An 11,389-nucleotide genomic window follows, 5' to 3' on the forward strand; every position below is an offset into this window, starting at 1 on the left:
GAAATGGATTAAAAGCGGGAAAACTACAACTAAAGAATTTCAGTTTTTCCCTCGTGAGTTAACCGATTTTGTGGTGCATAAGGCATAACGTTCTGGCACTACAGCGGGTTTGGGACTAAATTAAGCCCATTTTTCGGATTTGCCAAATCATCCAAATACAAAACCATCTTTCCATTAAGCCAATTGCCCAAATCCGTTGTAGTGGCTGTTAGGGTGTGTAGCTTGACGATTGCTGAGCACGAAAGAATTGTCATTCCAATTATCGATTCCAATTGCGAAAGTTTTTCCGCCTTCCGATTTCCGTTCCAATTAGTTTCTGCTTTTTGGAGACAAAGATTGAAAAAACGACAATTAAACTTCAAAAAAAATCGTCAAAAAAATTCCGATTTCGGTTGCCCAAAAAGAGGTTCACGTTCGTTTGTCCGCAACAATTAAGCTTAAGATTTCGTTTCCAATTTCGTTTCCAATTTCGGTTCAGATTTCGCCCGCTCGGTTTCTGCTTCGTTGTGTATTTTCCGAACTAAAGCCTCTGATTAAAATCGACTGTTGATCGTCAACGGCTATACACCCTAACGTTCTGGCACTACAGCGGGTTTGGGATTAAATTAAGCCTATTCTTCGGATTTGCCAAATCATCCAAATACAAAACCATTTTTCCATTAAGCCAAATGCCCAAATCCGTTGTAGTGGCTGTTAGTGGTAGTGCTTATTTGCATTTATTTTGTCAATTTTATCTCTTGTATAATTTGAAAACCCCAAAAACCGTTTTTTAAATTAATTTGTATATTATTAAATTCTTGTAATTCTTCAAAGTTGTAATTATGAATATTAATTTCTCTTTCCACGCCTTTAATTTCCGCAACTATAGAATTTGGCGAACTTTTATAAGCTTTATATCTTTTATAAATTAATGAAGTTATAATATATTCTTTGTCTGTAGAAAAATAACTGTTTGTTAAAAAGAATAGTGCGGAACATATTGAACCATAAATGAAAATTTTTGGAACGAAAAAATCATAAATACTCAAACGTTTTTCAATTTTATTTTTTCTAAAAAAATACTGTACGCTTGCTATTATAATTCCAGAGAAAAAAAATATAAAACTTAAAAATTCAAAACTAATAATTGTGAAATTATTGAACTCTCTAAGTGAATAAACAAATGAAAACACAGCTAACGTACCAATAAAAAGTTTTAAAATCATTGCTATTGATTCTTTATTTTTATTTTTTTTTAATGGCTCGATTTTATTTCTTCTACTCATTTTTAGTTTCTGATGATGCATTACCACTAACGTTCTGGCGCTTGGCGTGGTTGGGGAATAAAGAGGCGATATTTTTCGGTTAAACACAAATTTTCCAAGTACAAAACCATCTTTAAATTTAGTCTAAAACCCCAATCACGCCAAACGGCTGTTACTTGCCGTTTTTTTGTTCATTCATATATTGATCAATTGTTTCAATATTTAAATCTCCGATTTTAGAAAAGTGAGGTTGAATTTTACTAACCTCTATCAAAAAAGTTTCTTGAGAAACAGAATTGCGTAATGCTAATATTGCTAACCAAACTAGATTAAATGCTAAATCATTTAAAACTGCAATTGAAAGTTCTTTAGTAACAAATCCGCCAATCATTGCTTTTTCAACATGATTTTTGCCTTGTGGTTTAGTTGTTGGATTTACATGAACTCCAACTTCACAAAGTTTACTATAATATTCACGAGAGATTGGAGCTTCCAAAACTGTTTTTGACATTTTTTCACGAACTTTTGCAGGAGAGAATTCTCGGATTCTTTCTTTTTCGTTCATATCATACCAATTTTGTTTTGCTTTTTCATCAATTCCAAACAAGGAAAATAAATTATTTATTTCACTGATGCTTCTTATTAATGATAATGCTTCATCGTAAAATCCTAGTCGTAATATTTTAAAAGCTGAAATCCCTAAATTATATCCTCTGCCAGTTATATATTCTATTATATGTGCACCACCTGTGCAACCATAATAACAAGTTGATACATTATAGATCGTTTCTAAAATATCAGGTAAAATTTTTAGAGTTTCTAATGATTTGAATTTTTCATCTTTTTCATATATTTCCATTGTCATATTTTCCTTCATGTCATCTTTTGAGAATAACCATGAGAAATATTCTTCTCCTTTCGGGAATGATGATTTGTAAAATAATTTCTGTTTGTCTATATCTTTCATAAAATGGCAAGTAACGTTCTGGCACTACAGCGGGTTTGGGACTAAATTAAGCCCATTCTTCGGATTTGCCAAATCATCCCAAATACAAGACCATTTTTCCATTAAACCAAATGCCCAAATCCGTTGTAGTGGCTGTTATGAGCAGTAATTATTTCATCGTCACTATTTTCCACTCCATTACCAATTCTCCGTTTGCTCGCATATCTGATATTTCTAAAAACTTAAATTTGTTTTTAGAAATTTTCTTGTAAAGTTTATGAAAGTCTTTGAAAGCCTCATACTTTCCATTATTATAAAAGAAAGCAAATTTGTCAACAAGCTTCCATTTGTTTTCCTTTAAAGTCCAAATGTCAATGTATTTAAAATTACTTGCACAACTTGAATAATATTCTGCTATTTCATTTCCACCATCTTCGTCAATATCTCCAATGCTAAATAAACTTTCTGTATGACAACAATTTGAGTCAGTTAGGATTCGGGGGATTTTATTGTCAGTAAAATAATAGGATTGACCTTCTTCACACCAACCTAAACTAGGCAGAATAAAAACAGATTCTTTTTTTCCGTCGCCATTCAAGTCTCCTAAATTTTTAAACTCTTTCGTAGAAGTTCTATCAGCTTCGACTGAATATTCGTAAAATTCTTCCTTTTCCATTATGGTTGGAAAACATTCTTTTTTTGAATTCTCTAATTCGTATTTTGAAATATCTAATTTAAATTTTCCTTTAAGAATAGAGTCGTTTATGAATTGAATATCGTTGGAAAGTATCGAATTTTTAGGTTTGCTGATTTTTAGCTTTTCAATTTCTTCCGCATAAGAAAGCTTTTTACTTGAATTGGGTTTGGAAACTACTTTTTTATCAGCTGTTTTTCTTTCCGCTTTCTCAATTTCATTTTTACAAGCCACGAGACTAAAAAATATGATTAAAAAAGTAAGTTTTCTCATTCAGGTTTTTTTATTATTGCTCATAACGTTCTGGCACTACAGCGGGTTTGGGACTAAATTAAGCCCATTCTTCGGATTTGCCAAATCATCCAAATACAAAACCATATTTCCATTAAGCCCAATGCCCAAATCCGTTGTAGTGGCTGTTACCAGCTGGCTTAATTACTTTTCTGTTTTATTCTTTTAAATTTCGCGCCTTTCTTAATTTTATCATGCCACTCATAATAGTAAATCATTTTTTTGTCCGTTATTTTGTAACGACCCATTTCGAAATTTTGATTATATGGTTTAAGAAAATAAAAATCTCCTTTTTTTCTAAAGGTTCCATTTTCTTTTATTGATGGTATGACGTTTTTATAATTTGCTATTTCCGATTTTTTATCAACTTTGTAATGTGTTCTGATATATGTTGAGTCAGAGTTAATCGATATTTCTTGCACTTGATATTTTTTCTCAATTTCAAATGTTCTACTTTCAATTTTATAAGTTTTAATTGAATCTTGAGCATGGGAAATATCGATTATCAAAAGTATTACCGCTAAAGAAAATAGATACTTCATTCTGCTTTTTTTTAGTGCTTGCTGGTAACGTTCTGGCACTACAGCGGGTTTGGGACTAAATTAAGCCCATTCTTCGGATTTGCCAAATCATCCAAATGCAAGACCATTTTTTCATTAAGCCCAATGCCCAAATCCGTTGTAGTGGCTGTTAGCCGACGTTATTTCTTTAAGTTGCTAATATTCTTTCACCTTTCATTATCGTCAATGCTTTTTCTGTTTCGTTTGTTCCGTCATTTAATGAACCTGGAAGCATAATCAATCGCTTTTTTAATTTCCCATTTTCGTCTTCGAACAAAATTTCAAATCTTGAACGTGTTAGTCCAACTTTTGCATTTATAAATTTCACTTCTTTTATTTTACTTCTTTCTATTATTGGAGTTGCAGAGTTATTAATACTTTTTATAATTCCGTAAATTAAGAATATTGCTAATAAACCAAAGAACAAAACTGAAACATTTTCTCCCTTTTGAAAGCTTGAATATGCTGAATATATTAAGAATATTGAAATTGTAGAGTAAATTAATAAAATTCTAGAAATTCCATTTCCGACAGTTATTTTCGCCACATTTCCAATTATTCCGTCTCTTGATAAAATTATTTTGTCTGATAAAATATGACAAAATCCTGTTTTAGTTCTGAATGTTTTTTCGTGTTCCATTTTCTAAAGTTGATTTTTTACGGTTTTTTGGTATAATGACGGCTAACGTCTTGGCACTACAGCGGGTTTGGGATTAAATTAAGACCATTTTTCGGATTTGCCTAATCATCCCAAATACAAGACCATTTTTCCATTAAGCCAAATGCCCAAATCCGTTGTAGTGGCTGTTAGCGGTAGTGCATTTATTTGTAATAATTTTGTTCATGCCTTAAGTAAATCAAATTTTTCAAATGCTTCATATCTTCAGGAGCAGGAACATATTTAATAATTTCTTCTAAACCATAACCCCAATCATAATCAGCTATAACTTCAGCACATGCCACAGACATAAGTTCAAAATCATCTTCTGTCGCATCAGAATCAAATAAACATTGCCAAACTATTTTTTTTTCACGCAATTCTACTGATACAGAACGTAATGAAGACGTGATTTCTCCTTGTAATGCTCTAATGCTACTTAAAATTAATTTATTATCTTCTGCTGTCATTTCTTGATTATTCTTTTAATGCATCAAAAATGTTATTATTATTACTGGTGGCAAAACAATTAAAAGATGATAAATAAAGGCAGTTCGTATATAATATATGAATTTAATCTTTAAAACTGAAAACATTGATAGCTCATGATATTTAGCCGTTTTTGATCGAAAACGGTCATTGTCAATTTGTTGATGGTTTTCATGTTTTTCTAACACTCTTTGATAGGCAATTGAAATTTCTTTAGCAAATTTTTCGTTGTCTTGTAATGTTTGATTTTCAGTTAACGTTTTGTAAATTCTCAGTTCATTATATATATTATATAGTTCTAAGCCACAGTTATGGAATTCTTTTGCTTTCATTGTAAAATCTTTAGCGTTTTCAATTTGTCCAAATACTAAAGTTAAGATAGAAAGACAAGTTATAGAATAAGCTATCAGATTTGCATTTATTGTATTGAAACTTAAATTATAGACTGAAAGTAGTCCTACTGCGGTTAGATAAACAGAAAGCATGCTAATTGACAAATTTGAAAGGCGTGATGTTTTTATCAATCTTGTACTTGCATTAAATCTACTTCCTTTAGTAGACCAAATTTTATAATTTAACTCTTCTAAGAAAGTTTTTGTGAGATAGTCTTTATGAGTTTTTTCCACAGTGAATATATGTATTATGATTTTTATGTTCTTGATGGGGCATTACCGCTAACGTTCTGGCACTACAGCGGGTTTGGGACTAAATTAAGCCCTATTTTCGGATTTGCCAAATCATTCAAATACAAAACCATTTTTCCATTAAGCCAATTGCCCAAATCCGTTGTAGTGGCTGTTATCACTCGTTTTTTTATTCCGCTAATACTTTATTTATAATTCGGTTAATGTTTTCCATTCCGGTTTTACTCAATCCACCATATTTCATATTTGGAGAAAATGGAATTGATTCGGTCATTCCACAGCCTTCTAAACACAACCAGATTTTACCTATTTCGTTGTCTTTATCGTCATAAAATCGTAAGATATATTCCGACTCATCCAAACTCCAAGTTGTCTCTGACCAATGGAAATTTATGGGGTTATTAAAAAAAGAAATTAACTCTGATTTGTTTAAATTAGATATTGTTTTAGAAGTTATTCTACTTGTCAAAAAAGTGTTTTTGAACAGTTTTATTTCGCTTACTTTTTTTCTTGGGAATTTATATTTCTCAACCCCGAAATTCTTTTCGAATGCTTTTTCTTGTTGTTCCCACGTTTTATACATATAGAACTCATTAAGTTCGTCAGTTGAAATATGTCTGGAATAAAATAGTCCTCTATCAAAAAGATCCCATATAGAAATTAACCCAACGATGAGTAAAATTCCAATTAGCAATAATATTTTTTTGAAAATTTTCAATTCGTAATTGTTTTCTTGATTCTGCTGTAAAATGAGTGATAACGTTCTGGTACTACAGCGGGTTTGGGACTAAATTAAGCCCATTCTTCGGATTTACCATATCTTCCAAATACAAAACCATCTTTCCATTAAGCCAATTGCCCAAATCCGTTGTAGTAGCTGTTGGCAGATCGTTCTTTCTTTCTAATTTTCAAATTTAACTTCTATTACTTTATTAAAAAGTCTGTTATCAGTTGTTTTACATTCAAATTCTACTTGGTAAACTTCATTACTAAAAATAGCATCATTTATAAAACTATGACTAAATTCAATAATTTTGTCTCCAAAAGATTGATTGGTTTGAAAGATTGATATTTGGTTTCTAATTTCTGGTATTTCAAATAAATTCTGATTTGCACTTATTAGAACATTACCATAAGTAAAATCTTTGTTTAGTTTGAGGGAAAATGATTCTTCTAAAATTGAATTATCGTAAGTTTTGGCAAAAGTTGTCGCATAACATTTTTCAGTTAATCTCAAATTTAAACTTGCAACTGTTTCTAAATTTTCAGATATAATAAACACAATATCATTCTTAAAAACCGAAGTTTCAACGTAATTATTAAATTCTCGTTGATCTTTTCTGTCTTTTATTGTAGCACTATTAAATTCAATACCATTTATTAACACATGCTCTGGCGGTGCACAACTAAAATCTAAAATTATAAGTAAAAGGTAAATTCCAGTAATTTTAAGTATTTTTCTCATATTTTAATTCTCCGATTTTTTGGTGAATGTCTGCCAACGTTCTGGTACTACAGCGGGTTTGGGACTAAATTAAGCCCATTCTTCGGATTTGCCAAATCATTCCAAATACAAAACCATCTTTCCATTAAGCCTATTGCCCAAATCCGTTGTAGTAGCTGTTACCAGCAGGTCATATTACAAATCTTCATATTTTATATTTTCTGCTTTTTTCAGAAAATCGCTTTCACCTTTGATTACGTTTATATTGTTGTATTTTAAGGTAAACATAACGCCAATAAACGTTTCATAATTAGTTTTGTCTGTAGCAGAATTATTAATTGTTCTGTATACAAAATCATATATTTTACCTTGCGATTCATATAGGGCGTTATACAACTTGTAGAGATGCCCATTTTCTGAAAAATAGAGAGTTAGAAGATAGCATGTTTTATTGTTTGTAAACATGACTCTATTTATCGTATATTTTAAGTCATTGTGTTTTTCAGAAACCTCTTTGAACACATTTTTGACGTAACTTTTAATCGAACCAACTTCCACAATATTATGTTCGAGAACCGCATAAAATAGGTTTTGCTTTTTATCTATTGGTACCATTAAGATTAAATCATTTTCAACTTTCGGTTTCCAATTTGAAGGCAACAAAGCATTAACTTTTTCATTTTTGTAAATTTTCCAGCCTTTATCAATTTGGATATTTCTGAAACTTTCATCCGTCGTAAAGTTTGGATTTTCGCGTTTACAGCTAAGAAGAGTCAATAAAATTATGCTTAGATAAAATTGTTTCATAAAATATTGATTATAGTTTCGTGGTTGACTTGCTGGTAACGTTCTGGTACTACAGCGGGTTTGGGACTAAATTAAGCCCATTCTTCGGATTTGCCAAATCATCCAAATACAAAACCATCTTTCCATTAAGCCAATTGCCCAAATCCGTTGTAGTAGCTGTTATGGGCAGGCAGTTTTATTGTTCTAGATTTTTCCAACCTGAAACATTTTCACATTTTAACTGAAGTAAAGCAAATAAAAGTATTACTCCTGATAAACCAAAAAATGACATAATAATTTCTACCCCGCTATATAAATTAAGTAAGAATGTTAAAATACTAATTGCTAAAGTGCCCCAAAAAGCCCATTTTTTCCATAAAAAAAGGGAAAAAGTAAAAAACAAATCTAGAATGGTAAAGACAACATAGCAATAATTTAATTTTACGGTAAGGTCGATTATATCATTATTTGGATTTGAATCTAAAACTGTTTTCAATGTATAGAAATCGGCTATTATAAATAGTGAAAGTAAAATTGTAACTATTATATTTCTTTTTTTTGAATTTCCTGAATTGTCTGAATTTGTAATGAATATCATTAGTTTCTGTTTTTTACTGCTTGCCCATAACGTTCTGGCACTATAGCGGGTTTGGGATTAAATTAAGCTCATTCTTCGGATTTGCCAAATCATTCAAATACAAAACCATCATTCCATTAAACCAATTGCCCAAATCCGTTGTAGTAGCTGTTAGTAGCCGTTGCTTAATCTTCTGTTGCAAAATATATTAACAAACATATTACGCATATTCCAAATTCTATTATTGATAATCTTTTTGGATTTAAAAATGATAGTAGTATTCTGTCGATTACTAACAATACAGCTAGACCGATTACAATTCCAAATACTATAACACCGCCAAGACTAGCTCCGCCTGTTAAAGTCAAACAATAAAATCCGAATGGAATTCCCGCCACTATTCCAATAATTGAAAGAATAGAAGCAAAAGTTGGCTTAAATTTTTCTATATTCATTGCATATTGCGTTTTCTTCTATCGAGATAAAACCATTTAATATTCAGCGCAACCATAAATGCTAAAATGATTCCAATCCATATATAATCACTTATTGAAAGATTTTTGAATTCTGGTTTTTGAATTTTTTCAAATAACCCAATAGAATAGGGAACGAGTAAATAAATCGTTATAAATAAGAATATAAATTTCAAAATAAGTCTCATTTCAATTCCGATTTTGTGTTGCAATGGCTACTAACGTCTTGGTACTACAGCGGGTTTGGGACTAAATTAAGCCCATTCTTCGGATTTGCCAAATCATTCAGATACAAAACCATTTTTCCATTAAGCCAATTGCCCAAATCCGTTGTAGTAGCTGTTAGCGGTAGTACTTATATTAATTTTCAAAAGAGACAATGTCATTTAATTCTGCTTTGTAGCTTCCCAAATGACCTTTCTTACCAATATTTAAGTTTCCCCTTTATTTTTACCATTTTGTAATTAAAGGTTTTCAGAATTTCTCCATCTAAAATTTCATTATTTTCAGTTTGAAGATGTTGGTAAAAATTAAAATTTACCCAAATTTTTTGGTCATCTTTTTCTAAGTACATATTTTCGAAATCCATATGAAATTGTCCAATAATTTCAATTTTCTGATTATCATAGTTTTCAATTCTCGTTATATTCGTTATGCTCACGTAATTTTTCGCATTGTGGATTTTTGAAAACGTTTTCTTTTGATGGCAACTTATCAAGCTTAAAACCAAAAATACTGTAAGTAAAATTTTCTGCATTGATTTCTAGAATTTTGTGGGTATTACCGCTAACGTTCTGGCACTATAGCGGGTTTGGGACTAAATTAAGCTCATTCTTCGGATTTGCTAAATATTCCAAATACAAAACCATCTTTCCATTAAGCCAAATGCCCAAATCCGTTGTAGTGGCTGTTGGTGGCTGGCACTATCTGTTTAGGTAATTATCTATGTGACAAAATAATATATTAATATCGTCGAAATTATAAAACTTATAATTTTTTTGATGAAGACAAATTCGTAATGTTTTACAAAATGTTTGTACTTTGGATGTAACAAAGAAGGAATTTACAATTTCCTGAACAATAAATTGATTAGTATAACTTGCAGGAAGTCGATTTAATCCAGTGCCAATTACAGGAATATTTACAACATCATGATATTCACCATGATTCGGAATGAAATTCCAAACATTAGAAAGAAAATCATATATATTCTGAGGTTGCATTTCAACATTTCCAGTATCTTTCATATATGTAAGTGCCGATAAGTAAAAATATTCATTAGTTGTTTTTATGGGACAAGTTGTTCCAATTTCAAAACGATTACTATTTCCTTTTAAATTAGGGTTGTTTTCTATTGGTACTGAACCTATGTTAGCTAAAGATCTTACTATTTCAGCATTTAAGGCGGGTACATTTCCTGGATAATATTTTTCAATAAATTGCCCGTGTAAAGTTTTTGAATTAACTAGGCCACTAGGTATATCATTATCAAATGTATCACATACAGGTATAATTATAGCACCTTCTTGTTTGAAAATATCACAAAATTCTATAATTACGGTTAAATCAGTATTTGTAAAAGTCTTTTGAATTTTACTTTTTCTACGATGATTATATACACTTAAGATAGCGATTATTAATAAACCAATTTTTAAGTTCGCACGGATGAATTTACGAAGTTCTTCGGGATAATTTAAATTATCAAATAACCATGAAAAACATTCTACAAGAGTCCATAAAAAACCAATTATCCCAAAAAAGGTTAGGAATATATTTAGGACTCTACTTTTGCTATAATCATAAAGAAATGCATAGACGAATTTAGAAGTGATTTTTTTCATACTAAAGTCCATATTTCTTGTAAATTTCATCAGGATAATATCTTGCACCAGTTTCATTACTATTTTTCAATCTTTTATAGCTTGCAGGCCAATTATCGAGTGCATATTTTATAATTTTATGATTAAAAGAAACATGTACCACTAATTCATCTCTAATTATAGCAGGACATCTATCAATATCTCTGTTTCTAATACCATTAACATTTACGGCAATTATTGGTAAATCGTTTTTTAGCGCAAACTCCAATTCCCATCTTACGAACTTATATAAGTATTTAGTTTTTTCTCCTACTATTAGTATTATGGCTTTTGAATTCTCTAATCGTTTTCTTAATTGAGCTTTAATGCTTTCTTCTAGACTAGTGTCTTTAGCATAATTTAAGTCATGAGCATCTTTAATTTCAAAATCGAAATTTTCGTTGTTAGTCCATGCTTTCATCAAATGAAAATAGTGTATGTCACTATCACCATCAAATACGGCGTAAATTTTGTCTTTCATTTTGTTTGTTGTTGAATTCTCCAGTTTCTATTTTGCTTGCCACCAACTATCTTATACACGCATAAAACCAACACATTTTGTTCCTAATTGGCATATTATGCGCATGTTTTGTGGTTTTATTTATGCGTTTTATTTTTATTCGCTTTACACAAATTTAAAATTATTTCTTACATATCAAAAAGATTTGTAATTTTTTTAAAGAGGTACTGCCTGCATCGGTGCAAATCATTATTGTCTAAGTAT

The 11,389-nt window shown here is 30.5% G+C and carries 16 protein-coding genes; all 16 read right to left on the reverse strand.

Annotated features, from left to right (window positions below):
* Window positions 1-174 precede the first annotated feature (174 nt).
* Complete coding sequence (locus tag C8P67_RS22430; protein ID WP_262511454.1) at window positions 175-309, reverse strand: hypothetical protein; 135 nt, start codon at window positions 307-309, stop codon at window positions 175-177.
* 407 nt (window positions 310-716) lie between these two features.
* Window positions 717-1,265, reverse strand: a complete 549-nt coding sequence (locus tag C8P67_RS21325) for a hypothetical protein (RefSeq protein WP_115815223.1) — start codon at window positions 1,263-1,265, stop codon at window positions 717-719.
* Between the two features lie 151 nt (window positions 1,266-1,416).
* Window positions 1,417-2,211 (reverse strand): hypothetical protein, encoded by a 795-nt coding sequence (locus C8P67_RS21330; RefSeq protein ID WP_115815224.1) that lies wholly within the window; start codon window positions 2,209-2,211, stop codon window positions 1,417-1,419.
* Between the two features lie 148 nt (window positions 2,212-2,359).
* A complete protein-coding gene (locus C8P67_RS21335; protein WP_115815225.1) occupies window positions 2,360-3,157 on the reverse strand; it encodes a hypothetical protein in 798 nt (265 codons plus the stop codon).
* Between the two features lie 158 nt (window positions 3,158-3,315).
* Complete coding sequence (locus C8P67_RS21345) at window positions 3,316-3,717, reverse strand: hypothetical protein (protein ID WP_147298276.1); 402 nt, start codon at window positions 3,715-3,717, stop codon at window positions 3,316-3,318.
* Between the two features lie 166 nt (window positions 3,718-3,883).
* Complete coding sequence (locus tag C8P67_RS21350) at window positions 3,884-4,375, reverse strand: phosphoribosylaminoimidazolesuccinocarboxamide synthase (RefSeq protein WP_115815228.1); 492 nt, start codon at window positions 4,373-4,375, stop codon at window positions 3,884-3,886.
* A gap of 182 nt (window positions 4,376-4,557) precedes the next feature.
* A complete protein-coding gene (locus C8P67_RS21355) occupies window positions 4,558-4,863 on the reverse strand; it encodes a hypothetical protein (protein WP_115815229.1) in 306 nt (101 codons plus the stop codon).
* Between the two features lie 15 nt (window positions 4,864-4,878).
* Entirely contained in the window at window positions 4,879-5,508 is a 630-nt protein-coding gene (locus tag C8P67_RS21360; protein ID WP_170141508.1) for an SLATT domain-containing protein, read from the reverse strand.
* A 187-nt stretch (window positions 5,509-5,695) separates the two neighbouring features.
* On the reverse strand, window positions 5,696-6,244 hold the full coding sequence (locus tag C8P67_RS21370; RefSeq protein WP_115815232.1) for a hypothetical protein: 549 nt from the start codon (window positions 6,242-6,244) through the stop codon (window positions 5,696-5,698).
* A gap of 183 nt (window positions 6,245-6,427) precedes the next feature.
* Window positions 6,428-6,991: a hypothetical protein gene (locus C8P67_RS21375; RefSeq protein ID WP_115815233.1), complete on the reverse strand. Its 564-nt coding sequence runs from the start codon at window positions 6,989-6,991 to the stop codon at window positions 6,428-6,430.
* Window positions 6,992-7,165: 174 nt separating this feature from the next.
* Window positions 7,166-7,777 (reverse strand): hypothetical protein, encoded by a 612-nt coding sequence (locus C8P67_RS21380; RefSeq protein ID WP_115815234.1) that lies wholly within the window; start codon window positions 7,775-7,777, stop codon window positions 7,166-7,168.
* A gap of 175 nt (window positions 7,778-7,952) precedes the next feature.
* A complete protein-coding gene (locus C8P67_RS21385) occupies window positions 7,953-8,252 on the reverse strand; it encodes a hypothetical protein (RefSeq protein ID WP_147298277.1) in 300 nt (99 codons plus the stop codon).
* Between the two features lie 266 nt (window positions 8,253-8,518).
* The gene (locus C8P67_RS21390; RefSeq protein WP_115815236.1) at window positions 8,519-8,788 is read right to left on the reverse strand and encodes a hypothetical protein; all 270 of its coding nucleotides are present in this window, start codon (window positions 8,786-8,788) and stop codon (window positions 8,519-8,521) included.
* Between the two features lie 439 nt (window positions 8,789-9,227).
* Window positions 9,228-9,563, reverse strand: coding sequence for a hypothetical protein (locus C8P67_RS21400; RefSeq protein WP_115815238.1), 336 nt, complete (start codon window positions 9,561-9,563; stop codon window positions 9,228-9,230).
* Between the two features lie 166 nt (window positions 9,564-9,729).
* Window positions 9,730-10,647, reverse strand: a complete 918-nt coding sequence (locus tag C8P67_RS21405; protein ID WP_115815239.1) for a macro domain-containing protein — start codon at window positions 10,645-10,647, stop codon at window positions 9,730-9,732.
* Between the two features lies 1 nt (window position 10,648).
* Complete coding sequence (locus tag C8P67_RS21410) at window positions 10,649-11,146, reverse strand: TIR domain-containing protein (RefSeq protein WP_115815240.1); 498 nt, start codon at window positions 11,144-11,146, stop codon at window positions 10,649-10,651.
* Window positions 11,147-11,389 lie beyond the last annotated feature (243 nt).

The sequence above is a fragment of the Flavobacterium aquicola genome (assembly GCF_003385115.1).
In the GTDB taxonomy this organism is placed as follows: domain Bacteria; phylum Bacteroidota; class Bacteroidia; order Flavobacteriales; family Flavobacteriaceae; genus Flavobacterium; species Flavobacterium aquicola.

Excerpts from the sequence above, each read along its gene's own strand:
- C8P67_RS21325 (WP_115815223.1), bottom strand. The coding sequence starts at position 1,265 with ATGAGTAGAAGAAATAAAATCGAGCCATTAAAAAAAAATAAAAATAAA.
- C8P67_RS21330 (WP_115815224.1), bottom strand. The coding sequence starts at position 2,211 with ATGAAAGATATAGACAAACAGAAATTATTTTACAAATCATCATTCCCG.
- C8P67_RS21335 (WP_115815225.1), bottom strand. The coding sequence starts at position 3,157 with ATGAGAAAACTTACTTTTTTAATCATATTTTTTAGTCTCGTGGCTTGT.
- C8P67_RS21345 (WP_147298276.1), bottom strand. The coding sequence starts at position 3,717 with ATGAAGTATCTATTTTCTTTAGCGGTAATACTTTTGATAATCGATATT.
- C8P67_RS21350 (WP_115815228.1), bottom strand. The coding sequence starts at position 4,375 with ATGGAACACGAAAAAACATTCAGAACTAAAACAGGATTTTGTCATATT.
- C8P67_RS21355 (WP_115815229.1), bottom strand. The coding sequence starts at position 4,863 with ATGACAGCAGAAGATAATAAATTAATTTTAAGTAGCATTAGAGCATTA.
- C8P67_RS21375 (WP_115815233.1), bottom strand. The coding sequence starts at position 6,991 with ATGAGAAAAATACTTAAAATTACTGGAATTTACCTTTTACTTATAATT.
- C8P67_RS21380 (WP_115815234.1), bottom strand. The coding sequence starts at position 7,777 with ATGAAACAATTTTATCTAAGCATAATTTTATTGACTCTTCTTAGCTGT.
- C8P67_RS21390 (WP_115815236.1), bottom strand. The coding sequence starts at position 8,788 with ATGAATATAGAAAAATTTAAGCCAACTTTTGCTTCTATTCTTTCAATT.
- C8P67_RS21400 (WP_115815238.1), bottom strand. The coding sequence starts at position 9,563 with ATGCAGAAAATTTTACTTACAGTATTTTTGGTTTTAAGCTTGATAAGT.
- C8P67_RS21405 (WP_115815239.1), bottom strand. The coding sequence starts at position 10,647 with ATGAAAAAAATCACTTCTAAATTCGTCTATGCATTTCTTTATGATTAT.
- C8P67_RS21410 (WP_115815240.1), bottom strand. The coding sequence starts at position 11,146 with ATGAAAGACAAAATTTACGCCGTATTTGATGGTGATAGTGACATACAC.